Source organism: Stenotrophomonas sp. 278, from assembly GCF_003935715.1.
Taxonomy (GTDB): Bacteria; Pseudomonadota; Gammaproteobacteria; order Xanthomonadales; family Xanthomonadaceae; genus Stenotrophomonas; species Stenotrophomonas maltophilia_AH.
Genome location: NZ_RHPP01000063.1, coordinates 1 through 25,375 on the forward strand (window position 1 = coordinate 1; position 25,375 = coordinate 25,375).

General features: G+C 65.0%; 30 protein-coding genes, 2 tRNA genes and 1 other RNA gene. 7 read left to right on the plus strand and 26 right to left on the minus strand.

Features of this window, described 5'->3' with window-relative positions:
• A partial coding sequence (gene dnaX, locus EGJ34_RS11780) for a DNA polymerase III subunit gamma/tau (protein WP_125360668.1) occupies positions 1 to 1,187 on the minus strand: 1,187 nt, incomplete at its 3' end.
• A gap of 133 nt (positions 1,188 to 1,320) precedes the next feature.
• On the opposite strand from dnaX, the gene EGJ34_RS11785 reads away from it, so the two are divergent.
• Positions 1,321 to 1,413 (plus strand) — tRNA-Ser (locus tag EGJ34_RS11785).
• Between the two features lie 480 nt (positions 1,414 to 1,893).
• Here the strand turns inward: EGJ34_RS11785 and EGJ34_RS11790 are convergent.
• Positions 1,894 to 2,205 carry a hypothetical protein gene (locus EGJ34_RS11790; RefSeq protein ID WP_125360669.1) on the minus strand — a complete coding sequence of 104 codons (312 nt, stop codon included), beginning with the start codon at positions 2,203 to 2,205 and terminating at the stop codon, positions 1,894 to 1,896.
• On the opposite strand from EGJ34_RS11790, the gene EGJ34_RS11795 reads away from it, so the two are divergent.
• Positions 2,204 to 2,659 carry a GNAT family N-acetyltransferase gene (locus EGJ34_RS11795; protein ID WP_125360670.1) on the plus strand — a complete coding sequence of 152 codons (456 nt, stop codon included), beginning with the start codon at positions 2,204 to 2,206 and terminating at the stop codon, positions 2,657 to 2,659. The two genes, EGJ34_RS11790 and EGJ34_RS11795, sit on opposite strands and share 2 nt — an antisense overlap.
• Positions 2,660 to 2,697: 38 nt before the next feature.
• Here the strand turns inward: EGJ34_RS11795 and EGJ34_RS11800 are convergent, their stop codons facing one another.
• From EGJ34_RS11800 to sugE, 17 genes are all read right to left on the minus strand, one after another.
• Complete coding sequence (locus EGJ34_RS11800; protein WP_125360671.1) at positions 2,698 to 3,486, minus strand: isocitrate lyase/phosphoenolpyruvate mutase family protein; 789 nt, start codon at positions 3,484 to 3,486, stop codon at positions 2,698 to 2,700.
• Between the two features lie 70 nt (positions 3,487 to 3,556).
• On the minus strand, positions 3,557 to 4,213 hold the full coding sequence (locus EGJ34_RS11805; RefSeq protein WP_260476975.1) for a hypothetical protein: 657 nt from the start codon (positions 4,211 to 4,213) through the stop codon (positions 3,557 to 3,559).
• Positions 4,194 to 4,880: a TadE family protein gene (locus EGJ34_RS11810; RefSeq protein WP_125360672.1), complete on the minus strand. Its 687-nt coding sequence runs from the start codon at positions 4,878 to 4,880 to the stop codon at positions 4,194 to 4,196. Before EGJ34_RS11810 ends, EGJ34_RS11805 begins: the two co-directional genes overlap by 20 nt.
• Positions 4,877 to 5,230, minus strand: coding sequence for a DUF192 domain-containing protein (locus EGJ34_RS11815; RefSeq protein ID WP_125360673.1), 354 nt, complete (start codon positions 5,228 to 5,230; stop codon positions 4,877 to 4,879). The genes EGJ34_RS11810 and EGJ34_RS11815 overlap by 4 nt, the downstream gene beginning before the upstream one ends.
• A 10-nt stretch (positions 5,231 to 5,240) precedes the next feature.
• The gene (locus EGJ34_RS11820) at positions 5,241 to 6,131 is read right to left on the minus strand and encodes a type II secretion system F family protein (protein ID WP_125360674.1); all 891 of its coding nucleotides are present in this window, start codon (positions 6,129 to 6,131) and stop codon (positions 5,241 to 5,243) included.
• Complete coding sequence (locus EGJ34_RS11825; protein ID WP_125360675.1) at positions 6,128 to 6,982, minus strand: type II secretion system F family protein; 855 nt, start codon at positions 6,980 to 6,982, stop codon at positions 6,128 to 6,130. The genes EGJ34_RS11820 and EGJ34_RS11825 overlap by 4 nt, the downstream gene beginning before the upstream one ends.
• Positions 6,975 to 8,708, minus strand: coding sequence for an ATPase, T2SS/T4P/T4SS family (locus tag EGJ34_RS11830; RefSeq protein ID WP_125360676.1), 1,734 nt, complete (start codon positions 8,706 to 8,708; stop codon positions 6,975 to 6,977). The genes EGJ34_RS11825 and EGJ34_RS11830 overlap by 8 nt, the downstream gene beginning before the upstream one ends.
• A gap of 11 nt (positions 8,709 to 8,719) precedes the next feature.
• A complete protein-coding gene (locus EGJ34_RS11835) occupies positions 8,720 to 10,204 on the minus strand; it encodes a pilus assembly protein N-terminal domain-containing protein (RefSeq protein WP_125360677.1) in 1,485 nt (494 codons plus the stop codon).
• Between the two features lie 3 nt (positions 10,205 to 10,207).
• Complete coding sequence (gene cpaB / locus EGJ34_RS11840; RefSeq protein WP_312023026.1) at positions 10,208 to 10,960, minus strand: Flp pilus assembly protein CpaB; 753 nt, start codon at positions 10,958 to 10,960, stop codon at positions 10,208 to 10,210.
• A 32-nt stretch (positions 10,961 to 10,992) separates the two neighbouring features.
• Positions 10,993 to 11,178 (minus strand): hypothetical protein, encoded by a 186-nt coding sequence (locus EGJ34_RS11845; RefSeq protein WP_125360679.1) that lies wholly within the window; start codon positions 11,176 to 11,178, stop codon positions 10,993 to 10,995.
• Between the two features lie 10 nt (positions 11,179 to 11,188).
• On the minus strand, positions 11,189 to 11,863 hold the full coding sequence (locus EGJ34_RS11850; protein ID WP_125360680.1) for a hypothetical protein: 675 nt from the start codon (positions 11,861 to 11,863) through the stop codon (positions 11,189 to 11,191).
• The gene (locus EGJ34_RS11855; protein WP_125360681.1) at positions 11,847 to 12,662 is read right to left on the minus strand and encodes a hypothetical protein; all 816 of its coding nucleotides are present in this window, start codon (positions 12,660 to 12,662) and stop codon (positions 11,847 to 11,849) included. Before EGJ34_RS11855 ends, EGJ34_RS11850 begins: the two co-directional genes overlap by 17 nt.
• 13 nt (positions 12,663 to 12,675) lie before the next feature.
• Positions 12,676 to 13,470 carry a hypothetical protein gene (locus EGJ34_RS11860; protein ID WP_125360682.1) on the minus strand — a complete coding sequence of 265 codons (795 nt, stop codon included), beginning with the start codon at positions 13,468 to 13,470 and terminating at the stop codon, positions 12,676 to 12,678.
• Positions 13,467 to 14,990: a pilus assembly protein TadG-related protein gene (locus tag EGJ34_RS11865; RefSeq protein ID WP_260476976.1), complete on the minus strand. Its 1,524-nt coding sequence runs from the start codon at positions 14,988 to 14,990 to the stop codon at positions 13,467 to 13,469. The genes EGJ34_RS11860 and EGJ34_RS11865 overlap by 4 nt, the downstream gene beginning before the upstream one ends.
• Positions 14,991 to 15,113: 123 nt before the next feature.
• Positions 15,114 to 15,386 carry a pilus assembly protein gene (locus EGJ34_RS11870; RefSeq protein WP_125360683.1) on the minus strand — a complete coding sequence of 91 codons (273 nt, stop codon included), beginning with the start codon at positions 15,384 to 15,386 and terminating at the stop codon, positions 15,114 to 15,116.
• 378 nt (positions 15,387 to 15,764) lie between these two features.
• On the minus strand, positions 15,765 to 16,832 hold the full coding sequence (locus EGJ34_RS11875; protein ID WP_125360697.1) for an OmpA family protein: 1,068 nt from the start codon (positions 16,830 to 16,832) through the stop codon (positions 15,765 to 15,767).
• 88 nt (positions 16,833 to 16,920) lie between these two features.
• Positions 16,921 to 17,241 (minus strand): quaternary ammonium compound efflux SMR transporter SugE, encoded by a 321-nt coding sequence (gene sugE, locus EGJ34_RS11880; RefSeq protein WP_125360684.1) that lies wholly within the window; start codon positions 17,239 to 17,241, stop codon positions 16,921 to 16,923.
• 209 nt (positions 17,242 to 17,450) lie between these two features.
• On the opposite strand from sugE, the gene ffs reads away from it, so the two are divergent.
• An RNA gene (ffs, locus tag EGJ34_RS11885) (signal recognition particle sRNA small type) lies at positions 17,451 to 17,547 on the plus strand.
• 27 nt (positions 17,548 to 17,574) lie between these two features.
• Here ffs and EGJ34_RS11890 read toward each other — a convergent pair.
• Positions 17,575 to 18,330, minus strand: coding sequence for an MBL fold metallo-hydrolase (locus EGJ34_RS11890; RefSeq protein WP_125360685.1), 756 nt, complete (start codon positions 18,328 to 18,330; stop codon positions 17,575 to 17,577).
• Positions 18,330 to 19,079, minus strand: a complete 750-nt coding sequence (locus EGJ34_RS11895) for a 3-deoxy-D-manno-octulosonic acid kinase (protein WP_125360686.1) — start codon at positions 19,077 to 19,079, stop codon at positions 18,330 to 18,332. Before EGJ34_RS11895 ends, EGJ34_RS11890 begins: the two co-directional genes overlap by 1 nt.
• A gap of 21 nt (positions 19,080 to 19,100) precedes the next feature.
• On the opposite strand from EGJ34_RS11895, the gene EGJ34_RS11900 reads away from it, so the two are divergent.
• Positions 19,101 to 20,147 carry a glycosyltransferase family 9 protein gene (locus EGJ34_RS11900; RefSeq protein ID WP_125360687.1) on the plus strand — a complete coding sequence of 349 codons (1,047 nt, stop codon included), beginning with the start codon at positions 19,101 to 19,103 and terminating at the stop codon, positions 20,145 to 20,147.
• A gap of 36 nt (positions 20,148 to 20,183) precedes the next feature.
• Here the strand turns inward: EGJ34_RS11900 and EGJ34_RS11905 are convergent, their stop codons facing one another.
• Entirely contained in the window at positions 20,184 to 20,576 is a 393-nt protein-coding gene (locus tag EGJ34_RS11905) for a DUF6165 family protein (protein ID WP_125360688.1), read from the minus strand.
• A gap of 160 nt (positions 20,577 to 20,736) precedes the next feature.
• Positions 20,737 to 20,827, minus strand: a tRNA-Ser gene (locus EGJ34_RS11910).
• Positions 20,828 to 20,996: 169 nt separating this feature from the next.
• Between EGJ34_RS11910 and EGJ34_RS11915 the strand changes: the two genes are divergently transcribed.
• Positions 20,997 to 21,701 carry a protein phosphatase 2C domain-containing protein gene (locus EGJ34_RS11915; protein WP_125360689.1) on the plus strand — a complete coding sequence of 235 codons (705 nt, stop codon included), beginning with the start codon at positions 20,997 to 20,999 and terminating at the stop codon, positions 21,699 to 21,701.
• A gap of 98 nt (positions 21,702 to 21,799) precedes the next feature.
• Here the strand turns inward: EGJ34_RS11915 and dnaQ are convergent, their stop codons facing one another.
• The 3 genes from dnaQ to EGJ34_RS11930 are packed head-to-tail and all read right to left on the minus strand — an operon-like array spanning position 21,800 to position 23,647.
• On the minus strand, positions 21,800 to 22,534 hold the full coding sequence (dnaQ, locus tag EGJ34_RS11920) for a DNA polymerase III subunit epsilon (RefSeq protein WP_125360690.1): 735 nt from the start codon (positions 22,532 to 22,534) through the stop codon (positions 21,800 to 21,802).
• 4 nt (positions 22,535 to 22,538) lie between these two features.
• Positions 22,539 to 22,991 carry a ribonuclease HI gene (gene rnhA / locus EGJ34_RS11925; RefSeq protein WP_125360691.1) on the minus strand — a complete coding sequence of 151 codons (453 nt, stop codon included), beginning with the start codon at positions 22,989 to 22,991 and terminating at the stop codon, positions 22,539 to 22,541.
• Between the two features lie 11 nt (positions 22,992 to 23,002).
• Complete coding sequence (locus EGJ34_RS11930; RefSeq protein WP_125360692.1) at positions 23,003 to 23,647, minus strand: methyltransferase domain-containing protein; 645 nt, start codon at positions 23,645 to 23,647, stop codon at positions 23,003 to 23,005.
• Between the two features lie 11 nt (positions 23,648 to 23,658).
• On the opposite strand from EGJ34_RS11930, the gene gloB reads away from it, so the two are divergent.
• On the plus strand, positions 23,659 to 24,426 hold the full coding sequence (gene gloB / locus EGJ34_RS11935; protein WP_125360693.1) for a hydroxyacylglutathione hydrolase: 768 nt from the start codon (positions 23,659 to 23,661) through the stop codon (positions 24,424 to 24,426).
• Positions 24,423 to 25,375: lytic transglycosylase domain-containing protein (locus EGJ34_RS11940; protein WP_125360694.1), on the plus strand; the 953-nt coding region annotated here is incomplete at its 3' end. The genes gloB and EGJ34_RS11940, both read left to right, overlap by 4 nt.

A 25,375-nucleotide genomic window follows, 5' to 3' on the forward strand; every position in this document is an offset into this window, starting at 1 on the left:
ACAGCGGTAGCGACCGGCGCGGCGGCCAGGCCGCCGCTAGCTACGTTTCCCGGGCCCGGAACCACCTCCGTGTCGTTGCCGGCATCGCGGGGAACCGGCGGCACCGCGGCTGCCGGCCGGAACGCCAGCATGCGCAGCACCGCCATTTCAAAGCCGGCGCGGGGGCTGGGAGCCAGGTACAGGTCACGGCGGCCGCTCAGGGCCATCTGGTACCAGAGCTGCACCACTTCCGGGCGCAGCCGCTGGGCAAAGCCCACCGCATCAATGCCTTCGCCATCGGCGGCTGCGCCGGGCACCAGTTGCTGCACCTGGATGCGGTGCAGGCCTTCGGCCAGGGCTTCCAGCACGCCGCTCCAGTCCGGCGAGAACTCGGCCAGCGCCGACACTACCTGCAGCAGGCGCGGGCCGTCGCCTTCGGCGAGGGCGTCAAGCATGGCCGCTACCTGGGTCCGGTCCACCGTGCCCAGCATGGTACGGACCACATCGTCGCGCAGTGCGCCGCCAGCGTAGGCAATGGCCTGGTCCAGCAGCGACAGGCCGTCACGCAGGCTGCCGTCGGCGGCTTTGGCCAGCTGCACGATGGCACTGGGGTCGGATTCGATCTCCTCGGCCGCCAGGATGCGGGTCATCTGGCCCTGGATCTGCTCTTCGTCCAGCCGCTTCAGGTTGAACTGCAGGCAGCGCGAGAGCACCGTCACCGGCAGCTTCTGCGGGTCCGTCGTGGCCAGCAGGAACTTCACGTGTTCAGGCGGCTCTTCCAGCGTCTTCAGCAGCGCATTGAACGCCGCCTTGGACAGCATGTGCACTTCGTCGATCAGATAGACCTTGAACTTGCCGCGCGAGGGCATGTACTGGGCGTTTTCGATGACCTCGCGGACATCGTCCACACCGGTATTGGACGCGGCGTCGATTTCCAGCAGGTCGATGTAGCGGCCTGAATCGATGTCCAGGCAGGCCGGGCACTGGCCGCACGGATCAGCACTGGTGCCCTGCTCGCAGTTCAGCGACTTGGCGAAGATACGCGCGATGGTGGTCTTGCCGACCCCGCGGGTACCGGTAAACAGAAACGCATGGTGCACCCGGCCGCTGTCCAGCGCATTGCTGAGCGCACGGACCACGTGTTCCTGGCCCACCAGCTCGGCAAAACGCTTCGGACGCCACTTGCGGGCAAGGACGAGATAGGACATCAGGCCACCGTCTTCATCGGGACGTCCATTGTGCCATGCCTGTCCAGTCCCTCCGGTCCTGTGTGAAGACGCTTGTGCCCGACGCATTCCCCGGCTAGAATCTGCGCCCCTGCAGCGGGTTTGCCGCAGGTCCGGAGAGGTGTCCGAGTGGTTGAAGGAGCACGCCTGGAAAGTGTGTAAGCGTCTAAACCGCGCTTCGGGGGTTCGAATCCCCCTCTCTCCGCCAGACAAACGCAAAAAGGCCGCCTTCGGGCGGCCTTTTCGCGTTTGCCCGGCGGAGAGAGGGGGATAAAAGGTTTAGCGGCAACGCCCGGGCGCGTGGCGACGCGTTCTTCAACCCGGCGCGTCCTTGCTACTACGGCGCGGAGCGAATCCGGACAGCCGAATGGCTGGCCCCTGCGCTTGCGCAGGGGCGGGGGCCATGGATGGGCCCCGCAATCCCCGGAAAACGATGCGGCCATCATGGCTCCACATTCGACCACGTAGAGCCACGCCCTGCGTGGCTGCTCTTCGCTTGACCCGACACCGCGCAGCCACGCAGGGCGTGGCTCTACACTATCGATCCCACGCCTCATCAATGGGCCCATGCCCGACTGCTGCGGCTGCAGATACCGTTGCGCGCCACACCTCAGGAAATGTAGAGACGCGCCATGCGCGTCTGCGGACGACCCGATATTCCGATGACACGCATGGCGTGTCACTACGCTCACAGACCCACAATCTCCGTGGTCACCTCCAACTCACCGTTCGCCTCCCTGAACATTCCGAGCTTTTCGCCCCGGCGAGCCCCTTCAACTGACGCGATATAGAGCCCCAGCGCCTGCCTGAAGACATCCGTCATGGTGATCTGCTTGGACAGCGCGATCTCGTCCATGACGGCCTTCAGCTCGTCCGGTATCTCGACGTTGACGCGTGTGGACATGCATTCCTCCTGATGATTCGCAAGAAGATGTATCGACCAAGTACCGGCACGCAAGTTACGGTGTCGCCATTCGCCCGGATCGAGCAGCAGGTGCATGACTACCTTCCGCCCTTACCGCCACAACGACGCCACCCACTGCCTGCACGTCTTCGACAGCAACACGCCGCGTTTCTTCGGCCCGCATGAGCGCTCTGGATTCGTCGGCTTCCTGCAGGAACCCCAGCGCCCGCAGGATTACGTCGTGGTGGAACGCGACGGCGAGATCGTCGCCTGCGGCGGCCTCGCCAGTCTGGATGAGGAAACCGCCGGCTTCGTCTGGGGCATGGTGGATCAGCGCCTGCATCGCCAGGGCGTCGGCAAGGCGCTTGCCTTGGCGCGTATTGAACAGGCGCAGGCGATGGGCAAGCGCCGGCTGACCTTGAACACCAGTCAGCATGTGCAGACGTTCTATGCAGGGCTGGGGTTTGCCGTCGTCAATGTGGTTGCCGACGGCCATGGCCCGGGATTGGACGCGGTAGAGATGGTGCTGGCGTTGCCTGACCGTGTGTAGTCCGGCACCGCGAAGCCACGCAGGGCGTGGCTCTACGGTCAATTGAACAGGGCGTTCAACGCGGCGTAACTTGGCGGGGTTGCCGGCATGGCCAGCGCGTCATTGAACATCGCCCGGGTTGCCGTCTCCACCGCGCTCCACGCATGCGCGTACAACGCCGGTCCGGCACTGAGGCGGCGTACACTCGCGGCCAGCAGTTCTGCATGCGTGCCGATACCTGGCAGCCACATGATGTTGAGTGGCAATGAAATTCCTGCGACTACGGCGGCAATGTCGGCAGGCTCCTTCAAGCCGGGTACGAAAGCGCCATCGGCACCCGCTGCGGCATACGCCTGCAGACGCTCCACGCTCATATCAATCGCCGCCTGCCCTTCAGCGAGGCCGCGCAGATATACATCGGTGCGCGCGTTGATGAACAACGGACGACCGGCAAGTGCAGCGCGGATCGCGGTGATCTTCTCGGCCAGCAACGCAGGCGCACCGGTGCCGTCTTCGAGGTTGATGCCGACTGCGCCGAGTTCGGCCAGCGCACTTGCCAGGTCCGCTACCTGCTGTGGGTCATCACTGTAGCCGTCTTCGATATCGACGGTGATCGGGATCGAGGTGGCACGCACGATTTCAGCAACACGCTGCAGCAGCGCCGTCCGTGGCAAGGCGCTGCCATCGGCGTAGCCGCACGACCAGGCCATGGCGGCGCTGGTGGTCCCGACCGCCTGCGCGCCCTGCTCCTGCGCGAGACGGGCGCTGCCGGCGTCCCAGGCGTTGGGGAGAACCAGCAGGGTGTCAGTGTTGTGGAGTTCGGCGAAGCGGGCGTGCAGGTGGCTCATGACCGGGGCCTCGGGGTGGGAAGCGTCAGTGTGCGCTTTCCGCAGCGAGCGCGCTGGCCGGATTCGGACATCAATAGGACGCGGCGTCCGTACCCTTCACGCCCCCCTGCCGCAATCCTTGAGGGGGTAGAAACACGGACTCCGGCACGGCCTCGAAACGTACCGCGCGAGCGCGCATGCCGCGCTCCTGGCCACGGCTGCCTACCCTGCCGCGATAGCCCAGCAGCAGGCCCGTAGCCGTGTCCACCCACAGCGTTCCGGTGGTGGTGCCGTCGGGCCCTTTGGCCTTGTCATAACGCCAGCCGGCGGCCAGACGCCCGTCGATGAATTCGCCCGGAGCAGGGACGCAACGTCCGCCGATGGTCCGGCACGGGGCGGTTGGGTCGTACCAGTACGGTCCGCTGGCGTCCGCCACCGGCAGAACGTAGTTCCCCCGTTCGCTGACCAGCCACGCCCGGCCGCCTCGGCCGCCGGTGGTCAGCCACGCATCGGGCGCATGTTCTCCCCGGAAATCAATACGGATGGCAGCCCCCCGAAGCTGCAGCTCCACCTCCACATGGTCGTCCGCGCCGGGAGCCAGTGCGCCCACCCCATACGCACGGGCGAGCATGCGCGCCTGCGGAGGCTCGGGTGGCCCCTCCTCCTCCGCGAGCGCAGCGGAGGAACCCGACAGCGAAAGCAGCGCCAGCAGCGTGGTCAGGTACACGTCAACGCGCCAGATTGTCACGGTTATGCACAGGGCTTTGCATGCGCACGATCGCATACGACTCGATGGGCATGCGACGATGCCCGGTTATCGGATCTTCCAACATCATGGACGCTGGACGGTAGCTTTCGCCGCTGCTGACCAGGTCGGACATGCCCGCAATCACCCGGTCGGCAAATGGCACGATCATGGGCATCGGATAGGTGACCTTTATCTTGAGAATATTGGCGTCCTGCAGGCTGACACCGCTGCTGCCCACCCTTGCGTCACGGAACGCCAGGTTGTCATTGGGCAGCGCGTAGCGCCCATCGTATTGCCGCTCGCGGAACTCGTTGAAGGCTGCGCGACCAGGAGAAATGACTTCGATCCTTGGCGCGAGCAGTGGGTTCTTCCACAACAGTTCCACCTTGGCGCGCGCAGCGATGGCACCGGCGGCATCGGGCGACGTCGCATACAACGGTGCCATCGCCATCTCCAGCGCGCTGCGCATTTCTGCATGGTCCACCCCGCTCACGGCACCGGCGCGCGCCGCCTGGAAGGTGGCGAAATCAAGCAGCGACTTGGCGCGGTAGATCAGTACGAACTGGAAAATGACCAGAAGCAGGAAGATGAAAGCCGGTACCACGATGCAGAACTCCAGCAGCGACTGACCACGCTGCGGACGGGCGAACGCAGGCGAGCGCTTCATGCGCTGAACTCCCTGAAAGTAAGCGTTTGATGCAGCACCGGTGCAATGCGCTGCAGGCTTCCCGCCGGCATCTCAAGCGTGGACCGCGCACCGCGGCACCCGGCAGCCCGCCATGGCGCGACGGCACCGCGCCAGCCCATCACCCGGTGCTGCTCATCGAGAAAAAGCAGATCCAGCGGGTAACCCATACCGAGCGTGTGGACACTGGCGCATGGCGTAATGAGCATTCCCTGCCCCGACTGGAGGGGTGGGCGCAACAGCAAGCCGCGCAGTCGCTGGTGCCAGTGTGTGGCCTGCCACACGCAGTGCAGGAGCGGCTCGTTGTCGCGATAGAGCGCACACGTCTTCATCCAACCCTCCTCACAGGATCCCCTGCTGCTTCATCTGCAGATAGATGAAATAGGCCAGCACGACGAAAATAAGCGGGAAGAAGAACAACACCAGCGGCAGCATCATCTTGACTGGAGCTTCCAGCGCGAGCTTCTCCGCCCTCAGGAAGCGCTCCTCACGGCGCTGCATCGCCTGCGCCCGCAGCGTATCGCTCAGGCTGGCACCGACCCGATCGGCCTGGATAAGCGCGCTGGTGAAGTTGGTCACCTGGGAGATATCGGCGCGATCGGACATTCTTCTCAGGGCCTCGGCCCGTGGCAGACCTGCGCGCAGGTCGCGCAGCATGCGCGAGAATTCCTGCGACAACGGACCCGGCGGTCCCTTGTCAACGGACTGTTCAATGGCACCGGTGATGTTCAAGCCGGCCTCCACTGCCATGGTGATGAAATCCAGAAAAACGGGAAGATCACGCACCACGTGTTTGGCGCGCGCCTTGCGCCGCTCACCCAGCCATAGCGTGGGATACATCCAGCCCAGTGGTGCGCCGAAGGCGACGCACATCAACACTGCGCCCAGGCTGAACCTGCCCAGCAGGGCCGTGCCGACCAGCAGGAACAGACTGACCGCCGCAGCCGACACAATGCGCGTACCGTAAAGCTCCTCGGCGGTCAGGACGAAGTCCTGACCGGCCGACTGCAGGCTGCGGTGCGCACGCTCCATCTGTGCGGATGAGAGTCGTGGCCCTACCACGCGGGTGGCCACGGTCACCAACGGCCAAAGCAGACGCAGAGCAACGGGCAGCGGGTCCTGGTAGTTGCGCTGGTCAACCTCCACCCACCGCAGCAGCCCACGCAGGGCATAGGCCAGCAGGCCTACGGCCGCTGCGGCGCAAAGTGCGACAAAGGCGAGCATGAAGTTCATATGTCGATCGTCATGATCTTGCGACACATGCGGTAGCCCAGGTACTCCAGCACCACCATCAGCGCGATCACACACCAGCCGAGGAAACTGTGGAACATGGGGCTCATGGTCTCCGGGTAGAACAGCACCAGAAAGCCGACCAGTCCGGCAGGCAGCATCGCCATGACGATGCCCTGCAGGCGCCCCTGGGCGGTGAGCGCCTTGACCTTGCCTTCCATGATCAGTTTGCGGCGCAACGTTTCTGCCAGGGTGGACAGACTCTCCGCCAGGTTGCCGCCCACTTCGCGCGAGATGCTCACCGCTGCCACGAACAGCTTCACGTCGGCGATTGGTACGCGGGCGGCGAAATTGTCCAGCGCCTGCTCGGTGCGCACACCCATGTGCTGCTCGCGCAGCACCAGCGCCAGCTCCTGCGCCAGGGGGGGCTGGCCGTCCTGGGCCAGCGCCTCCAGAGCCGGGTTGAACCCAACACCGGCTTTCAGGCTACCTGCCAGCATCAGCAGCCCATCCGGCAGCTGCTGCTGTATCTGATCCAGGCGACGCTGCTTCAACCACAGGTACACCTTTCGCGGTGCCACCGCCAACGCCACCAACGCAATGGCCGGCAGCAGGAGATTACCCCCGGAGACCACCCACAGCAGCACCGGGACCAGCGCCAGTACGAATGCGTTGGCGCGGAACAGTACACGGGCATCCACGAACAGGAACATGTCGGCGAGGTTGATCCTCGCCTGGTCCATGAAGTTGGCCCGGTATCGATCCATGAAGCCCGTGCTGGCGCGTGCCAGCAGCAGTACCGATACGGTCACACAGCCAAAGCACAGCAGCCCTACCAGCCAGATGTCATTCATGCAGCCGCGCTCCGTTACGGAAGATGTCCAGGTCCACGGGGACGCCGCGCTCGGCCAGCTCCTCGTAGAACTCGGGCACCGCGCCGGTGGCCAGGAACTCGCCAACCACCTTGCCGTCACGGCCCGCGGTGGAGCGTGCCTTGAACAGGAACACATCCTGCAGCTGGATGGTTCCACTTTCCATGCCGGTCAGCTCGGTGATGTGGCTGACTTTGCGCGAGCCGCAGGGGAAGCGTTTCTGGTGCACGATCAGGTCCACCGCCGAGGATATCTGTTCGCGCACGACGGTCATCGGCAGCTCCATGCCGGCCATCATCACCATCACCTCGATGCGTGACAGCGCTTCGCGCGGGTTGTTGGCATGGGCCGTGGTGAGCGAACCCTCATGCCCGGTATTCATCGCCTGCAGCATGTCCAGCGCTTCGCCACCACGGCACTCGCCCACCACGATGCGATCCGGTCGCATGCGCAGTGCGTTGCGGACCAGGTCGCGGATGGAGATGTGCCCCTTGCCCTCCATGTTCGGAGGCCGGGCTTCCAGCGCCACCAGGTTGGGCTGCACCAGCTTCAGCTCGGCCGCGTCCTCGATGGTGACGATGCGATCGGTGTCCGGAATGAAGTTGGAGAGGATGTTGAGCAGGGTTGTCTTGCCCGAGCCGGTTCCGCCGGTGACCACGATGTTGCGGCGCTCGCGCACGGCGACGGTGAGGAACTCGAGCATCGGCGGGCTGAGCGAGCCGAAGGTGAGCAGGTCACGACCTTCCAGCTTGCGCTTGGCGAACTTTCGAATGCTGATGCTCGGGCCGCGTAGCGCCACCGGCGGGATGATGGCGTTGACACGGGACCCGTCCTTGAGCCGCGCGTCGACCATGGGCGAGCTCTCGTCGATGCGCCGGCCCAACGGGGTGACGATGCGTTCGATGGCCGAGAGGACGGCGCGGTCGCTTGTGAAGAAGATCGGCGAGCGTTCGATGCGGCCCGCGCGCTCAATGAAGATCTGGTCGTGCGCATTGACCATGATTTCAGTCACGGTGGCATCGTCGATCAGGTCCTCCAGCGGACCCAGACCGATTGCTTCGTCCAGTACCTCCTTGGCGAGTCGACGCGGGTTGATGGTCTTGGGCAGGTCGGAAAACTCGCGCTGCATGACCTCGTCGATCAGGCTGATGGTGGCGGCGCGGAGCGATTCGTCGTCCATGCTGCGCACGTCGAGCCGGCGCAGGTCCATCTGCTTGACCAGTGCCGCATGCACCCGTGCGCGATAGACGCTCATGTCAGGCGGCAGCTGCTCGGGACGCGCCAGCTGCTGGTCGGGTATCGGGACGTTGACCGGCAGCTCCGTTTTTCCCGCGCCGGCAGGCGCGGATGCAGGGGCCGCAGGGACGTCAGCGTTGAAATCGGCTGCACTCGTCGTCGCGGTCACGGCAGGCGGGTCATCGTCGACAACCTGCAGCAGATAGTCGCCGATCTGCACACGGTCACGGCTGTTCAACGGCCCACGGCTGCCCTGCACTTTCTCGCCATTCACCAGGATCTGAGAGCGTGCACCGAGGCTTTCGATGAAGATTCCCCCGTCCTCGCGCTTCAGCGCTGCGTGGCGCTGCGCGATGCTCCAGCCCTGCAGGATCACAAGATTGTCGTCGCCGCGGCCAATGCCGCATTCGCGATGCAGGCAGCGCACGCGGCGCTGGTCACGGTTCGGCGTCTGGATGAGTATGTTGAACATGGCGGGCCCGGCTACTGCACGTAGGATCGATTGCGGCCAGGGATGACCTCACGGCCGCGTTCTTCGATCTGACGCGCGCGTTCGAGCCCTTCCAGGTTTTCCGACGAGTCCGGCGTGATGATCCGCGGAGTGACGAACATCACCAGTTCGGTTCGATTGCCACGGAATCCGTCTGACCGGAACAGTTTGCCCAGAATCGGAATGTCACCCAGCAGCGGAAGCTTCTGTGCGTCCTGCTGGGCACTGGAGTCGATCAGCCCGGAAATCACGATGGTCTGACCAGCCCGCACGTTGATTTCCGACTCGGTGCGACGGGTGGTGAACCCGGGCACGCCCTGCACGGATACGGTGGGGTCGACGCGGCTGACCTCGGCCAGGATGCGCGTGGAGATGTCCTGGTCGAGATTCACCAGCGGCTCGATGTCCAGCTTGATGCCGTATTCCTTGAAATCGACGGTGACCTGGCCGAAGCCCTGTGGAATCGGAATGGGAACTTCACCACCGACCAGGAACTTGGCCTGTCCACCGCTGCGCGCGCTCAGCTGTGGCGACGCCAGCAGGAACGCCTTCCCGTCATTCATCAACAGGTTGATGACCGAGCCGATCTGGGTAGCGATGCCGAAGAACGACTGGGTGCCGCGCAACCGGTTGGGCAGCAGTACGCCATTGGCGGGACTTTCGGCCGGATTGATCCGGTAGTAGTCGTTGTTGGTGAAATCCTTCACCACCCCGGCGACCGGGCCCCGGATCACGTTGTCCCACTGGATACCGAGTTCTTCCAGCGCGTTGCTGTCGAACTCCATGATCTTCACGTCCATCTGTACCATCGGACGCATGCCCACCGGGTCGGCGGTGGTGAAATCAAGCACGGTCGGATAGATCTTCTTGATCGCCTCGATCCGGCTGGCGATGCCTGGATTGATGTCCTGCCCGGTGATGACCACGCGGTCGGCTACGGCATGCACGCGGATCTTCTCCACATCGGCGAGCAGCGTGCGCACGGTCTCCACCAGACCCAGCGCGTCATTCTCCGAAATATCCACCGGCACCTGCAGCTGCCGTCCATCCTGCAGCCACAGATGCACGGTTGTGCTGCCGGCCTTGGTCCCCATCATCAGCAGTTCGCGCTTGCCGATGTTGTTGACTTCCAGCATTTCGCCGCTGCCAATTGCGACCCGCTTGAGCGGGCTGGGCAGCGTGTAGACACTGGCCTGCCCCACGTAAACGCGGGCGCGCGAGGGAAGTGGCAGCGCCGGTGCTGCACCGGCTGCACGCTGGTAGGCCGGATTCTCCACAGGCGTGGGAAACGCGGATTGTCCGCCAGGCACGGGGGCCTGATTGCCCGCAGGGGGCACACTGGGGGCGGTCTCGGTGCGTGGTGCAACCGCCACAGGAACCGGCGTCAGCGTGGTTCCTGCATTCTGTGCCTGCGCGGCGAACGCGCCGATACCGGCCGTCACCCACAGGGTGCGGCGAATTCCATTAATGCAACGCATGCGTCAACCCTTTCCCCCAATGATGAATTCCACTTCCGCACCTGCGCCGCCCGACGGTTGCCGGGAGGTGCCGAGCAGTTCCTTCTGCGTCATGCCTTCGAGGCCGAACGCATCACGGTCTTCCACCTGCCGCAGCATCACCCGCATCGAGCCTGCCTTGGCGGCCACGGTCAGACGCTGCGCCTGCTGCGGCGTGAGCTCCAGGGTGATGTTGGAATAGCCCTGGTCCTCATCTGCCACCGGGGTTTCACCGACGCGGTTGCCAGTGGCCAGCACGTTGACGTCTTCCAGAAGGGGCAGCACGCGTGCACCTGTCTGCTCCTGTTCGACGGTCAGCAGGATGTCAACGTGGTCGCCTGGCGCGATCATGCCGGAGATGGAGTTGGTCTCATCCACCTGCAGCGTGTAGCCGACGTTGCCCTTGCCGATCACCCGCGAGAACTGGTCATACAGAGGCACCAGCGCGCTCGCTCCGAGCGGCGCTCCCTCCCGCACCGGCGCGCGCAGCATGCGTCCGCTGTACTCGTTGACATTGTCAGGCGTGACGACGTCGGCAGGCGGCAGATCAGCAGGCACCTCACGCACGGCGAGGTCGGATATCGTCACGATGGCACCCGGCTCCATGTCGGCTTTGGGCACCGCCACCTGCACCGTCTCCACCGGCGCGGCCGTGCGCTCGATCACGGCGCGTTGCACGTAGCGCACGGCGACAAGCGCGGCGACCAGGCCGAGCACCAGGGCCACGACGATGAACATGACATTACGATTGGCTCTGAACGGCACGGCCTTCATACGATTCCCATCGACAACATGTAGGTGAAGCCCTGATAGGCCTTGCGCAGCGCGTCGATCAGCTCGAGCACGATGTTCGGTTCGGCCACGAGGACAAGTACGCCAAGCGTGGCCACCACGGCATACTCGACAAGGGCGGCACCGCGTTGTCGGCGAAGAGAGGCAGGAACGGGCTTTCTCATGACAGGCATCTCAGGGCTGGGTCTGGTTGACGACGATCGAGGTGACCTGGTCATACCGGTGGAAGGTCAGGGTCATGTCCTGGCTGCCCTTGCTGTAGCGCGCCACGCACTGCCTGGCGATCATCGAGCAGGGGCTGCCGCCGGTGTCTCGCTTCCACCCCTTTCCCGGCAGTCGGCTGGCGTAGAAGGCTTCGCTCTGGAAAGGCGACAGTGGGCTTTCCATTGTCAGCGTCCGTCCGGGGGTGTCGAGGTAGGTGATGTCGTTGACCACCTGTGTGCCGGAGGGCTTGAGGAAGTCCGCACCGGCTGCGGCCTTCGGCTTCTGGTCGAGCATCCGCACGATACCGATCTGGGCCTGGCTGCCACGCCCCTTGGCGGACACTTCCACGGTGATGTAGTGCTCGCCTTGCGCATGACCCACGACCGTTTTCCCCGCCAGCTCGTTCACCACCACCTGGCCGGGCCACTGGCGGGTGTAGAACGCGACCACCTCTGCGCTGGACCGGGTCGATGTGAAGCGGGACACCCGCATGGGAATGCCGTTGTAGATCATGTCCTTGGACACCCACTCGCTTTCGACGTTTTCAGGCTCGGCGACCTCGGGCCAGGCGGCCGCGCCTGCGGCACCAGCCGTGAATGCCAGCGCCACCGTCAGTGACCAGCAGATATCAGCGCGACGGTGCATAGGCGGGCAACTTGTCCATGGGCACCACGTCAGGCGCGATGTAACCCGGTTCCAGCTTGCTCAGGGTGCCGACCATGGGCAACATGGAGAGGCCATCAAAGGCCGTGGCGATGCCTGCCATGTGGCCGGTCGGAACCATGGGCTTGACCTGCGCCATCACCGAGCGCGACGAGGCTCCTTTCAACCCGGAACCCGCTGCGTTCCATGGGTCGGCCAGCACCACGTGCGTGGCCTGGAACTGCAGCCCCAGCGCGTCGAACGGTTCAAGAAACGCAAGCGACCGGCCGTCGCTTCCCTTCAGGTCCTGGACGTCAAGGCGCAGCGTCGCCGTGGTGAGACCGTTCCGGTTGGGAGGAAAACCACCGAACATCGCGGTGACGTCGCCGATCTTGTCCATCATGCCTCCCGGCGAGCTGCTGCTGTATCGGGTCAGGGCGAGATCGCCCCGGCGCACCAGGGGACGGTTGGAGAAGGTATTCATGAACACCTCGCCGACCGCTGCGTCGCGTGCACCGTTACCCGCACGACTGACGATGCGGTCGTCGGCACGGCCAAAATAGCGGTCCACCGCCAGGTCGCGCTGGCGTGCGGTGGGCGGAAGCGCGTAATTGGGCGAGACCGTTGCTTCCCACGCGATGGCACGCGCCGCCTGCTGCGTGGCTTGGCGCGCGTGGATGTACTTGGCAAGGATGGGAACAAGAAGAAACAGCGGCACCAGCACGGCGCAGAGCACCGCCACTTCGGTCAGGCTCTGGCCGCGCTGCAGTCGACGGTAACCCTGGTGTGGATGCAGGTGCATGCGGTCTCCCTTTTCACTGCCCGATGCTGTCCGCGCGCGGTGCTTCCAGCGCTCTGCGGTCGAAAGGTTTGCCCACGGTCATGCGCTGGGTGGTAAGACGTACGCCGTTGCCATCGATTGGCTCGCGCTCAAGCACGATCAGGTCGCGGCTGGGCCGGTGATCATTCATGGCACCCGGGGTGAATCCCCAGTCGCCGCCGGCCGACCACACGCACTGGCGGACCTTGCCCCCGTCTTCGCTCCAGTCATTGCAGGGCTGGCCCGCCACGGTGCGCTTCCCTGCGCCGCGCCAGCCGGGCGCGGCTTCCGATTCACCGGGCTCGGCGGCGTAGCGCGTCAGTGCCTGCGCATCGGAGGGCGATTCGCTGCGCTCGCCGGTGGCCAGATCCACCTGCACGATCGATGACGCGTTCTGGACTTCCTGCATGCCGGTCACTTCCAGCCGGAACTGACATGACGGCGCGGCTCCATCAGCCGCCAGTCGCCACTGTCGCGTGCGAAATACCTCTTCGTCGCTGGAGATCCAGACTTCATAACGCGTGGTACCCAGTCTTGCCACGTCTTCGGGTGAAAGCGCGCGCGTGGGCATGCCCGCTGCCTCGCAGCCGGCCAGCGCCTGCTGGTAGCTGCTGCGTTCCACATTGGCCCCGTTGAGCCAGGTCTCGGCGGTCTGGTCCAGGTGGATGGGCGGCACGTTGCCTGACGCAGCGGGCGCGTCGTCAACTGCGGCTTCGGTATTCCCGCCACAGGCAGTGAGCAGTGCACCCAGCACGATGACCATCGGACGATGCAGCAGGGTCGAGCTCATGGCATCACCGCTCCAGCCGAGGCCAGCGCCGCCTTGGTGGCTGCATCGGTCTTCACCAGCCGTGCCTGCCAGTAGGGACTGAAAAGGTTGCCCGTTTCGCGCCGGCGGTCGTCGCGGCTGAACATGCGCAGCTGTACCGGACGATCAAAGAACACCTGAGCCGAGGAAACTGCAGCGATCTTGTTGTTGAGCATGTTGTCGGGGAGATCCATTTGCGAACCGGCGGGTGCACCGATGCCGGTGGATGAGGACGTACGCGCCGTGGTGCCGGCGGTTTCGGCGTAGATCGTGAATACCGGGCCGACCTTGTCACGATCCGCGTCCCTGTCGGCATACGGCTGAAGCGCCTGTCCCGTCTTGACGTCGTGGTAGTCGCGCAGGCCGTTGTAGCCGGTAAAGAAGGCCTGGCGATGCTGGCCACCGGCCAGGCGCACGTTCGCATCCTGGCTTCGGTCAACCAGCCACGCGGCACCGCGATTTCGGCGTACCGCCTCGCCGTAGGGGCGGTAGCGCTTGCGATCCCAGTCCGAGTACCAGCCCTGGCCATTGCCGAATCCATTGAGGAATCGCTGGTTGCGGTAGTTGGGCACCGCCTGCGCTCCCCCCCAGCCTACCGGGATGTCGATTTCGAAGAAGAAGAAATCGAGCTCCACTGCCATGGTGTCCAGGGCCGCCCAGCGGTTGTAGTCGACCATGTCGGTGCCGCCGGACTGCACGAAGAAACCAAGGAAGTCACTGCTGCGGTTCGCGCTGAAGCCATCGCGCGACTGCATCACCACGTTCCGGAAGCGGTCAGCGCCCTGACGTTGCGCGGGGGTGCCGCCCATGCTGGTCCGAGGGATGTTGTGACGCTGAAGCAGCCGGTTCTCGGCGGTAGCCAGCTGCGTACCCAGCACGGCTGTGCCAATGGTGCCGAGGTCGGCCCCGGGTGAGTTCCGTCTGAGTACGTCCCTCGCAATGGTGTAGCTGTCGACCCGCGAGACACCTTCGATGACCAGCTGCGCGGAAGCTGCAAACATCATGTTGAGCTTGTCGAGCGCGGTGACGGCCAGCTGCGCCGCCGGCTGGAAGGTCCGGCGCGTGGACTTGAGAATTCCTTCGGCCACCTTGAACGCACCGGACAATGCCTTGAAAACCACTCCGATGTAGGGAATGGCCGACAGTACGTCCAGCGTGGTGCGGATGACGATGGACGTGGTGTGCATCTGGTTCAGCCAGGAATACAGGCTGATGGTCTGCGCGATGGCCACCTCGTTGGCGACCCGGGCCCGGTTCATGTACGCCGCGTAGTTGAGCGCCCGCGCCTGCTGGATCGCCACGCTGTAGGCGGCGGCATCGGCCGCATTGACCAGCTCGACCTTCTTGTTCACCACCTGCCCGGTGTTGAACATGAGCACCACGCCGATGCACAGCACAAGAATGAGCGTGAGACCCAATACCATCGCCTGCCCGCCCATATGGCGGCGGCCGGACACACTACCGATCGCGCGGCTTCGCGCCAACGCAACTGCGCTACGCATGTTCCATCACCTGGCTGGTTCACGGTTATCCATCACCACCTGCCAGCAGCAGGCGCACGACTTGATGGAGCTAGGAGCCCTGGCGGATCGGCCGCCAGGGCGTCGGAGCAACGGACGAACGGCTTACTTGTTGTTGTAAGCGTCCATGCCCTTTTCCTTGTCGGCTTCTGCCTGGGCACTGTTGGACTGGTTCTTGGCACGATTGATCGACTGGGTAGCGCTCTGTCCGGAAAGCTCCTTGGACATGCCCGCGACCTGGCTGCGGACGGTGCCACCGAAGAACGTCACTGCGGCGATCGCGGCAATCGCGATCAGTGCGGTGATGATGATGTACTCGGTCATGCCCTGGCCGGCCTGCTTGCGTGCGAAACGGATACGACGACGATTGCGTTCCATGATTTTCCTCCTTGAGACAATGATCTCCCCGCAGCGCAGCACAGACGTGCGGCACGTGAAGGCGTAGACCTTGGGGTGGTTGCAGGGGGGCGAGTGAGGTGCGGCCGCCCTGGTTCGTCGAAAAGATGTGATGCGTGGTTCGAGAACGCGGTCAGGCTAGCGTCAGATTTTTGTCGTTACAACCCACGAAAACGGGTTATTTGCGTCAAAATTCCGAACTGTGACGTTTATCACCCATTCACAGAACAGTCGTCCTGTTGACCCATTAACGTGAATTTCACGGCATTTTTCTCGATCTAAACCCATTGCGACTTTCCGCGGAACAATAAAAAAGCACGTGCAATGCACGTGCTTTCTGTGTTACGCGAGTCGCGCGTATCAGCGCTTTACCAGTTCCACACGACGGTTCTGTGCGCGTCCCTGCTCGGTCGCGTTGTCGGCTACCGGCTGACTCTGTCCATGTCCTTTCGCCGTCAGACGTGCCGCATTGATGCCAGCGGCGACGAGACGCTCACGCACGGCATCCGCGCGCGCCTGCGACAGCTTCTGGTTGTGCGCTTCTCCGCCGTTGTTGTCGGTGTGTCCTTCTACGGAAAGCCGCAACTGGTCGTCATTCTTCAGCAGCGCTGTTACCTGTTCGATCTGTGGTTCCGACTCGGGCAGGATCTGCGCCGCGTCGGTGGCGAAATTCACCTGGATCGCAACGGTGCCCTTCGTCTGCAGCGCCTGCTTCAGCGCGTCGGCCTGCAACACCTTGGCCGTGATCTGCACCGGCTTGGTTTCCACCAGCAGCAGGCCTGCGCTGCTGCCACCCGCGCCGAGGTGCACCCAGATATCGCGGTCTTCGCGGTGGATGACATAGGTTTCCGCAGGCTCGTTGTAGATATCGCCAATGCCACCGACATAGGTCACCGCGGCCTTGTCATTGCCGATCTCCTGCGAGGTGGCCGATGGCAGCTTGCCACTGAAGATGCGCTTGCCTCCGAGTTCTTCCACCAGGGCCTGCACGTTGCGGTTGATCTCCAGCTGCGAGTACGGCTGTTCGCCATTGCTCTGCACTGCTGCCGAATACACTTTGCCTTCCACCCATTCCACCCGGTCACCGGTCCAGAACGGAACGCGGTCAAAACCACTCTGCACGACATCCTTGGCGACATACCCCTGCGGGAGGCCGAGATACGGGAAACTGCCCAGCGGCACGTTGGATACGGGCAGGTCCGACGCATTGAAGGCAGCTGCCTCCGTGGGCTGGGTGCCGATGTCGGCGGGCGGCGATGCCTGCTGCTCCGGCGCAGCGCTCGAAGTCGGGGGGCCAGCAGCGTCTGCAGGCGCGTCGTCGCGCTTGCAGGCCGCCAGCGACATCAGCAGTGCCGAAGCCAGCACCGTCGCGCGAACGCCGGAAGTAGAGCGGGTAATGGAAGAAAGCCGGGACACACTCTGCCGCATTTCGATGATCCTCATCGCCCGTTACGGGCATCAATCCCCTGTCACTGGAGCATAGCAACAGGGGATGACGGATCGCACGCGACGCAGGTCACACAGCACTGGAGAGCTTCATCAGGACCAGGCCGCTGACGATCAGCACCGCCGCACCGATGCGCATGGCCGTGACCTGCTCGCCGAGGAACACGATGCCGACGATGAAGGCACCCACCGCGCCGATGCCGGTCCAGATCGTGTACGCGGTGCCCAGCGGCAGGGTGCGCATGGCAAGGGCAAGGAGCCAGAAACTGGCCGCCATGGCGGTGAAGGTGATGATCGAGGGGGTGAGCCTGCTGAAGCCTTCGGACTGCTTCATGGAAAACGCCCAGACGATTTCCAGTACGCCGGCAACGAGTAGATGGATCCAGGCCATGGCGGCCTCCTTTGATGGGGCCAGGCCGTCCTGGACAGTAATACCCGGTTTGGGGGAGGTCGTTCCTCCATTTTTGCGAGCAGCGGGGCATTCTAGACAATCGGGCGCGCTGCCGGGGATCGGCGCGACTGGCGGGATACAGGGAGTTCAGGGTTTTGTTTGTGCTAGAATGGCGGACTGCACTTCGGTGCAACGTCTCTATGGCGGCCCCGTCGGCCCCTCGCGACGCTAGATCGAAAATCCCGCCAGGGCCGGAAGGCAGCAACGGTATCGATCGACGCGGGCGCCGAGGTCAGCCGGCGGGGCCGTCACCCGTTTCGGGACAGGTTTCTTTCAGGCGGTTGGCGTCGGTGCGGTGGGCACCGCCAGCGCCACGCACTCACCCGGCACGGCCACGCGATGCCCACGTGCACGCAGCGCCTCACCGTCGGCTTCGCTGGCATAGTGGTACAGCATCATCCGCGCCTGCAGCTCGGGCGAGTACTCGCGCTCAAGGTCTTCCACGCCGGTATGGGATGGGTTGCCATGTAACCCGCAGTCGTGGGCGATCAGCTCGTTGTCGCTGGCGTAGCGGGCCAGCATCTCCGGAATCGGCCGGGTATCACCACTCCACACCAGGGCACCCTGAAGGCGCAGGCCGTAGGCGGTTTCCGGCCAGTGGTGGCGAACCGGAAACACTTCCAGGCGCACGCCGTCGTGCCAGAACGCATCACCCACCACGATCAGCTGGAAGGCATCCCAGAAATTGGCTCCGCCTTCGGCCAGCACGTTGGGGTAGTCCCCTACCCGCTTGTGCAGCAACGGTACGACGGTGGCCGGCACGTACAAGCGGATCCTGCCGCGCCGCGCCGGCGAAAAATAGGCATCCACGAACAGCCGCTCGAAGCCGGCGACATGGTCCAGATGTACATGGGTGACGAACAGCGCCTGCGGCATCTGCCGGTACTGGGCGAGGTAGGCGGTGAGCCCTTCCCCGCCGCAGTCGATGGTCAGCCAGGGCGCGCCGTCACGCTCGATCACCGCCATCGGTGAACCCAGCTGCACGGCCGACGCATTGCCGACCCCCAGGAAGCGCAGGCTCCAGTCCATCAGTAGCCCCGGTTCCAGGCCAGGTCGTAGGCGCGACGCAGCCGCGCGTAGTCTTTGTCCACTTCCTCGTGGCTGCGCTCGCCGCGCAGCTTGATCAGCGAACGGTGCAGCCGCTTGAGGTTGCGCTCACGCCAGGCGGTCGCCGGAATGCGTTGCACGCCGCGGTCGAAGTCGATGAGCCAGCCATGGCCGTTGGCATCGAACAGGATGTTGTGGGCGTTGAGGTCGGCGTGGTCCAGCCCGGCCCGGTGGAAACGGGCGATGAGCCGGCCTGTTTCTTCCCAGGGCGCTCCACGCCCGGCGACCAGCGCGCGGTCGGCCAGCGAACGCACGCCTTCCAGGCGTTCCATCAGGATCGCGGCGCGGTAACGCAGGCCGTCGCGCATGTAGAACGCGGCAATCGGACGGGGCACTGGCAGCTTCTGCGCACGCAGCGCGCGCATCAGGCGGAACTCGGCGAAGCTGCGGGTGCGGTTGGCCCCGCGCCAGATGTACTGGTCGCGGCTGAGTTTGGCGGCCAGGCCGCCGCGCAGGTAGTGGCGGAGCACGCAGTGGCCGAACGGCGCATCTACAAACCAGGCCCCGCCACGGCCACCATCACCCACCGGCCGCGCGCGCTCGCCCCAGTGCGCCGGCGCGAACAGGCTCATGTCGGCTTGCCGCAGGCGTTCGCGGTCGAACAGAATGGCACCCATTCCGCGTCCATCACGGCAGGGCGTCAGCGCTTCAGTGGCGTCGAATGCGACCATTCCTTCGAGTCTAACAACACCATGGCACCAACGTCCTCTTCCTTGTGTCTTTTGCGTTTGTCGGCGCTGGGCGATGTGACCCACGTGGTGCCGCTGGTGCGCACCCTGCAGCGGGGCCTCCCGGGCACCGAACTGCACTGGATCATCGACAAGGTCGGCCAGAAACTGCTGGATGGCCTGCCCGGCGTGGTCTTCCACACCTACGACAAGAAGACCGGCCTGCCGGGCATGCGCGCCCTGCGCCAGAGCCTGCCGCCGGGCCGGTTCGAGGCGCTGCTGCAGATGCAGGTGGCCTTCCGGGCCAACGTGCTGTCCGCTTTTGTCCCGGCCAAACGCCGCATCGGCTACGACAAGGCCCGCTCCAAGGACCTGCATGGGCTTTTCATCAACGAGCGCATCGCCGATCGTCCGGGCATCCATGTGCTGGACGCGATGGGCAGCTTCTGCGAACCGCTGGGCCTGAGGCAGACCGAGGTGAGCTGGGACCTGGCGGTGCCGCAGGCCGCGGTGGACTGGGCCCAGGCGCAGTGGGACGACGATGGCCGGCCGGTGCTGATGATTTCACCCTGCTCCAGCCATGTGCGCCGCAACTGGTACGCCGACCGCTACGCGGCGGTGGCCAACCATGCAGCCAGCCGGGGCTGGCGGGTGGTGCTGTGCGGCGGCCGCAGCCAGCTGGAGCGGGACATGGCCGATGCCATCCAGGCCCAGCTGCAGACCCCGGCGCTGGACCTTGTCGGCAAGGACACCCTGAAGCAGTTGCCGGCCCTGTTGGCCCGCGCGGCACTGGTGATGACCCCGGACTCGGGTCCGATGCACATTGCCAATGCGATGGGAGCCAAGGTGCTGGGCCTGCACGCGGCCAGCAACCCGCACCGCAGCGGGCCCTACTCGGACCGCCGCTACTGCGTGGACCGCTACGACGATGCAGCCCGCAAGTACCTGGGCAAGCCCGGTGCCGAATTGAAATGGGGCACCAAGATCGAGTTTGACGACGTGATGGAGCTGATCACGGTCGAGGACGGCATCGCCGCGTTCGAGCGGTACGTGGCTGATTCAGGGCGCTGAGGCTGAAAGCAGTCGATCATGGGTCGACTCTACCCATTACGCGTGCTTGTAGGACTTCTCTTCGATGTAGGCGGAGCCGAGCGCCAGGTTGATGTCCTTCTTGATGCGGGCGCGCTCGTCGTTCTTCAGGTAGACGGTGCGGGCCAGCTCGATGAAGCGCTCGTCGAAGGCACCGGATTGGTCCTGCAGGCGGATGTTGTCTTCGGTGTCCCACAGCAGCTCGTTGACCGCCTTGAGGTCGGCGCGCAGCTTGGCAATGTCCTTGACCGCCGCCGGATGGGCCAGCCAGGTCTTTTCCAGCGCGCTGAGCTCGGTGTGGATGTTGGCCAGCTTGGCCGCGTCGCTGATCCGCTCGGACTTGATCTGCAGGATGGAGATCTTGTCGAGCAGCTCGCCGAAGGAAACGGGGACTTGGATTTCTGCGGTCATGAGTGAATGGCCGTTTTTCTTGTGGAGTGCAGGCAGTTTAGCCGTAGAGCCACGCCCTGCGTGGCTGCACAGCCGATCGGCACCGCGAAGCCACGCAGGGCGTGGCTCTACGACCGGGAAAAGAAAAAGGCCGCCCATTGGGCAGCCTTTTTTGCGTGTCTGGCGGAGAGGGGGGGATTCGAACCCCCGAGGCGCTATAAACGCCTGCCTGATTTCGAGTCAGGTACATTCAACCGCTCTGCCACCTCTCCAGATGGTCCCGGCGAACCGGGACGCGAATAATACGGGGAGCAGGCGCTGACGGCAAGTGATTGACGCACCTTCAGGTGAATTTCGTATGACCCGATCGCTTGCCGGATGTCCGCAGGCCCGCGATCATGCCGTTATTCCCCGCAATACCTCCGCCGCAAGCCGCCCGCCATGATCGAATTCGGACACCTGACCCACCCCGGCCTGCGCCGTGACCTCAACGAGGACACCTATTACGGTGACGGCGAACTGGCGCTGTGGCTGGTGGCCGATGGCATGGGCGGTCATGCCTGCGGCGAGGTCGCAAGCGCGCTGGCGCGCGAAACCATCGTGCGCGAGATCCGCCGCGGCGCTTCGCTGGCGCAGGCGATCCGCATTGCGGACGAGGAGATCATCCGCACCTCGCGCCGGCGCAATGACAGCCTGCCGATGGGCACCACGGTGGTCGCCGCCCGCGTGCAGGGCAACCGCTACGAGGTGGCCTGGGTCGGCGACAGCCGGGCCTATTTGTGGCGCGACGGGCAGCTGGCGCAGCTGAGCCAGGACCACAGTGTGGTCCAGGAAATGGTGGCCCAGGGCAACCTGACCGCCGAGCAGGCGCGTGCGCACCCGCATCGCAATGTGGTGACCCAGGCCCTGGGGGTGACCGATCCGGCGCACCTGAACGTGGCGACCACCACCGGCGAGCTGCGCCCGGGCATGCAGCTGCTGCTATGCAGCGACGGCCTGACCGAGGAAGTGGAAGACCACGGCATCGCCCGCACCCTGGCCTATGACGATGCCAGTGCGCAGGAATGCGTGGATACGCTGGTGGCGGCGGCGCTGGATGGGGGGGGGTCGGACAACATCACGGTGATTCTGGTGCGTTGCCATTAGACGCATCACAGAGAACCATCTGGTGGAGAGCCCCTTCTTGTTGAAGGGGGCGCGCCAACGGCGCGGGGTTAAGGTGAAATGCGCGGGCAACCGGCACCTTAGGTGGCGGTTGCAACGGCCTCTTCGGCTTTGGGGCCGTCCCATATGGCGTGGCCGGCCTTCTTGCGCAGCTTGGCCAACCGCGCCTCATGGGCCTCTTTTTCCGATGCGGTTGCCACCACGCGCGGGCGCGGCAGCAGGCGCGAGGTGTCGATGGTCATCGCCTGGACGCCGCCACTGACCGCATCGTCGGCGCTGCCGAAGCCGATCTCCTCCTGCCCGGAGGTCAGCGCGATGTAGACGTCGCCCAGGATCTGGGCATCGAGCAGACCACCATGCAGCTGGCGGTGGGCGTTGTCCACGCCCAGGCGCTTGCACAGCGCGTCCAGCGAGTTGCGCTGTCCGGGATAACGCTCGCGCGCCATCTTCAGCGTATCGATGACCGTGCAGCGATCGGCGATCGTGCCGTAGTGGTCGCCGAGCAGGGACAGCTCGTAATCCAGGAAGCCCAGGTCGAACGCGGCGTTATGGATGATCAGCTCAGCGCCGTCGATATAGGCCAGGAACTCCTCGGCGATCTGCGCGAAGTCCGGCTTGTCGGCGAGGAAGTCCAGGGTCAGGCCAGTGACTTCCTGCGCGCCCTGTTCAAACTCGCAGTCGGGCTTGATGTACTGGTGGTAGTTGTTACCGCTGGGCCGACGCTCAAGCAGTTCCACACAGCCGATTTCGACGATGCGGTTGCCTTTGCGCCATTCCAGGCCGGTGGTTTCGGTATCGAGGATGATCTGACGCATGCCGTTAGTTTACCGCCTCGCCGTTGCGGATCCGGATCGCGGCGTCGCGCGCCAGCTGGTCGACCCGTTCGTTGTCGGGGTCGCCGTTGTGGCCCTTCACCCAGCGCCAGTCGATGCTGTGGCGCAGGGTTGCGGCATGCAGGCGCTCCCAGAGTTCGCGGTTCTTGACCGGATCACCACCGGCGGTCTTCCAGTTCTTGCGGATCCAGCCCGGCATCCACTGGGTCAGCCCCTGGCGCACGTACTGGGAGTCGGTATAGAGCACGATGTTGCAGGGCTCGGTCAGCGCCTCCAGTCCGGAAATGGCGGCCATCAGCTCCATGCGGTTGTTGGTGGTGTGCGCTTCGCCGCCGGTCAGTTCGCGCTCGTGCGCGTTGTAGCGCAGCAGCGCGGCCCAGCCGCCCGGGCCGGGGTTGCCCAGGCAGGAACCGTCGGTGTGTATCTCAATGGTCTTCATTCAATTCCAGATCAGGTCGCCACGGTGCCGTGCCAACGGCGTACCGGCAGTGGCGTGGGGCCCGGAAGGGCCAGGGTACGTTTTTCGGCGGTGAACAGGCAGGCCGCGCGCAATGGAGCCAGGCTGCTGCGGTCCGGCGAGCGGTTGTGCCACATCGGCCCCAGCCATGTCAGCTCCTCGCAGCTCAGACCGGCCCGCTCCAGGCTGTGCCGCAGGCGCTGCGGCGTACGCACCACCAGGCCGTGGCGACGCCACTGCCGGCGGAACGGGCTGAACGGATTGAGCGTGGACAGCCACAGGCGTCCGCCTGGCATCAGCACCCGCTCGCACTCGGCAATCAGCGCCTCGGCATCGCGGGCCGTCACATGCTGCAACACGACGGCATTGACGCTTTCGCTCGGCAGCGGCAGCGGCAGCGCGCAGCGCGCATCCCCGCTGTAGCCGTGTGTCTGCCGGTGCAGGGTGATGCCGCGACCGGGCAGCAGCGGGTCCCCGGTCCAGGCCGGTGTCGGCGCGATCCACAGCCACGGCGTCACCGGGCGCGTTGCCAGCACCGGAACAAGCCGCTGCCGCTCCAGCTCGCGCAGGGACAGCCCCGGTTCAGTATCAAACCAGGATGCGACTGACGCTTGACGGGAGCGCGACACGGCGGGCATGGTCCAATTCTATGCGACTGATTGCCCTACCCGCATTCGCGGACAACTACATCTGGGCGCTGGTCGCCGAAGATGGCAACGCCATCGTGGTCGACCCCGGCCAGGCCGCGCCGGTACTGGCTGCGGCAGCGCAGCAGCAGTGGCGACCGCACACCGTTCTGCTGACCCACCACCACAACGATCACATTGGCGGGGTGGCCGAACTACAGGCCCGCTTTCCCTCGCTGACGGTGATCGCGCCGGACGATCCGCGCATTCCGGGGGCAACCCGCCGGGTCGGCGATGGTGAACACGTTCAGGCACTGGGCGTCGGGATCGACGTAGTATCCGTGCCCGGACACACCCGAACGCACATCGCGTTTCACACCACTGAACACCTTTTCAGTGGCGATGCGTTGTTCAGCCTGGGCTGTGGCCGGATGTTCGAAGGTACGCCGCCCCAGCTGCTGGCTTCATTGCGGCGGCTGGCGTCCCTGCCCGCGCACCTGCTGGTCTGCTGCGGGCACGAGTACACCGTGTCAAATGCCGTCTTCGCGCGGCATGTCGACCCCACCAACGCTGCGCTTGCGCGGCGCCATGAGGAGGCCCTGGCCATGCGCCGCGATGAACGCCCCACGCTGCCGGTTGCGCTGGCCAGCGAGCTGGAATGCAATCCATTCCTGCGAACCCATGCTCCGGCCATCCAGGCCGCGGTCAGTGCCCATATGGGCCGCGAGCTGACCTCGGAAGTGGATGTGCTGGCCGGCCTGCGTGGCTGGAAAGATGGATTTGGAACATGAGCCGGCGATTGCTGCCGCTCGCGCTGGGTCTGGCCATGGCCATGTCCGGCAGCGCGGGTGCCCAGTCGTTGAATACCGGTCTGACCCAGAACCTGGCAGGGATCACCCAGCTGCCGCTGGACCCGGCCGCGCTGCCCGCGCCGTCGGTGCGCAATGGCCAGGACATCTTCGCCAGCTTCCGTGAGGGCCTGGCCGAGCCGACCTGCGACGTCGAGGCCACCAGCCCGCGCTGGCAGAAGCAGTTCGCCCACGCGCCGTCGCGCCTGGCCAACCAGAACGACGATGCGCTGGTGCTGTTCGGCTACGTGGTGGAAGAACTGCGTGCAGCCGACCTGCCCACCGAGTTCGCCCTGATTCCCTTCGTCGAAAGCGGCTACCGTCCCAATGCGCGCAATGGTGCCGGTCCGGCGGGTCTGTGGCAGTTCATCGCCACCACCGCCAAGAACCACCGCGTACAGGTCAGCAGTGGCTACGACGGGCGGCTGTCGGCGGTGGATTCCACCCAGGCGGCGGTTCGCTACCTGAAGACCCTGCACGGCATGTTTGCCGGCGACTGGCGCCTGGCCACCATGGCCTACAACGCGGGCGAGTACCGGGTGCTGCAGTCGCTGCGCAAGGCCGGCATGAACGCGCAGAACGCGCGCCCGGCCGAACTGCCGGGCCTGTCCCCCATTACCTATGCCTACGTGGAAAAGCTGCACGCGCTGGCCTGCGTCCTGGAAAACGCGGAAACCACCCCGGCGGTGATGGCCTCGCTGGACCGCACGGTGCCGGTGCTGAAGGCACATACGCTGCCAGCAGGCACCAGCGTGCAGCAGTGGGCCGCACAGCGGCAGCTCGATCCGGCCCGCATTGCACGACTGAACCCGGCGCTGGCCAGCGGCAAGGGCCGCCCCAACGGCAGCGCCACGGTGCTGGCACCCGCCTCCCACGCGCCGGTGGATACCAC

What these genes read in the sequence shown, in the direction of transcription:
- EGJ34_RS11795 (WP_125360670.1), top strand. Translation starts at nt 2,204, where the DNA reads ATGACTACCTTCCGCCCTTACCGCCACAACGACGCCACCCACTGCCTG.
- EGJ34_RS11790 (WP_125360669.1), bottom strand. Translation starts at nt 2,205, where the DNA reads ATGCACCTGCTGCTCGATCCGGGCGAATGGCGACACCGTAACTTGCGT.
- EGJ34_RS11800 (WP_125360671.1), bottom strand. Translation starts at nt 3,486, where the DNA reads ATGAGCCACCTGCACGCCCGCTTCGCCGAACTCCACAACACTGACACC.
- EGJ34_RS11810 (WP_125360672.1), bottom strand. Translation starts at nt 4,880, where the DNA reads ATGAAGCGCTCGCCTGCGTTCGCCCGTCCGCAGCGTGGTCAGTCGCTG.
- EGJ34_RS11815 (WP_125360673.1), bottom strand. Translation starts at nt 5,230, where the DNA reads ATGAAGACGTGTGCGCTCTATCGCGACAACGAGCCGCTCCTGCACTGC.
- EGJ34_RS11820 (WP_125360674.1), bottom strand. Translation starts at nt 6,131, where the DNA reads ATGAACTTCATGCTCGCCTTTGTCGCACTTTGCGCCGCAGCGGCCGTA.
- EGJ34_RS11825 (WP_125360675.1), bottom strand. Translation starts at nt 6,982, where the DNA reads ATGAATGACATCTGGCTGGTAGGGCTGCTGTGCTTTGGCTGTGTGACC.
- EGJ34_RS11830 (WP_125360676.1), bottom strand. Translation starts at nt 8,708, where the DNA reads ATGTTCAACATACTCATCCAGACGCCGAACCGTGACCAGCGCCGCGTG.
- EGJ34_RS11835 (WP_125360677.1), bottom strand. Translation starts at nt 10,204, where the DNA reads ATGCGTTGCATTAATGGAATTCGCCGCACCCTGTGGGTGACGGCCGGT.
- cpaB (WP_312023026.1), bottom strand. Translation starts at nt 10,960, where the DNA reads ATGTTCATCGTCGTGGCCCTGGTGCTCGGCCTGGTCGCCGCGCTTGTC.
- EGJ34_RS11845 (WP_125360679.1), bottom strand. Translation starts at nt 11,178, where the DNA reads ATGAGAAAGCCCGTTCCTGCCTCTCTTCGCCGACAACGCGGTGCCGCC.
- EGJ34_RS11850 (WP_125360680.1), bottom strand. Translation starts at nt 11,863, where the DNA reads ATGCACCGTCGCGCTGATATCTGCTGGTCACTGACGGTGGCGCTGGCA.
- EGJ34_RS11855 (WP_125360681.1), bottom strand. Translation starts at nt 12,662, where the DNA reads ATGCACCTGCATCCACACCAGGGTTACCGTCGACTGCAGCGCGGCCAG.
- EGJ34_RS11860 (WP_125360682.1), bottom strand. Translation starts at nt 13,470, where the DNA reads ATGAGCTCGACCCTGCTGCATCGTCCGATGGTCATCGTGCTGGGTGCA.
- EGJ34_RS11865 (WP_260476976.1), bottom strand. Translation starts at nt 14,990, where the DNA reads ATGCGTAGCGCAGTTGCGTTGGCGCGAAGCCGCGCGATCGGTAGTGTG.
- EGJ34_RS11870 (WP_125360683.1), bottom strand. Translation starts at nt 15,386, where the DNA reads ATGGAACGCAATCGTCGTCGTATCCGTTTCGCACGCAAGCAGGCCGGC.
- EGJ34_RS11875 (WP_125360697.1), bottom strand. Translation starts at nt 16,832, where the DNA reads ATGCGGCAGAGTGTGTCCCGGCTTTCTTCCATTACCCGCTCTACTTCC.
- sugE (WP_125360684.1), bottom strand. Translation starts at nt 17,241, where the DNA reads ATGGCCTGGATCCATCTACTCGTTGCCGGCGTACTGGAAATCGTCTGG.
- EGJ34_RS11890 (WP_125360685.1), bottom strand. Translation starts at nt 18,330, where the DNA reads ATGGACTGGAGCCTGCGCTTCCTGGGGGTCGGCAATGCGTCGGCCGTG.
- EGJ34_RS11895 (WP_125360686.1), bottom strand. Translation starts at nt 19,079, where the DNA reads ATGGTCGCATTCGACGCCACTGAAGCGCTGACGCCCTGCCGTGATGGA.
- EGJ34_RS11900 (WP_125360687.1), top strand. Translation starts at nt 19,101, where the DNA reads ATGGCACCAACGTCCTCTTCCTTGTGTCTTTTGCGTTTGTCGGCGCTG.
- EGJ34_RS11905 (WP_125360688.1), bottom strand. Translation starts at nt 20,576, where the DNA reads ATGACCGCAGAAATCCAAGTCCCCGTTTCCTTCGGCGAGCTGCTCGAC.
- EGJ34_RS11915 (WP_125360689.1), top strand. Translation starts at nt 20,997, where the DNA reads ATGATCGAATTCGGACACCTGACCCACCCCGGCCTGCGCCGTGACCTC.
- dnaQ (WP_125360690.1), bottom strand. Translation starts at nt 22,534, where the DNA reads ATGCGTCAGATCATCCTCGATACCGAAACCACCGGCCTGGAATGGCGC.
- rnhA (WP_125360691.1), bottom strand. Translation starts at nt 22,991, where the DNA reads ATGAAGACCATTGAGATACACACCGACGGTTCCTGCCTGGGCAACCCC.
- EGJ34_RS11930 (WP_125360692.1), bottom strand. Translation starts at nt 23,647, where the DNA reads ATGCCCGCCGTGTCGCGCTCCCGTCAAGCGTCAGTCGCATCCTGGTTT.
- gloB (WP_125360693.1), top strand. Translation starts at nt 23,659, where the DNA reads ATGCGACTGATTGCCCTACCCGCATTCGCGGACAACTACATCTGGGCG.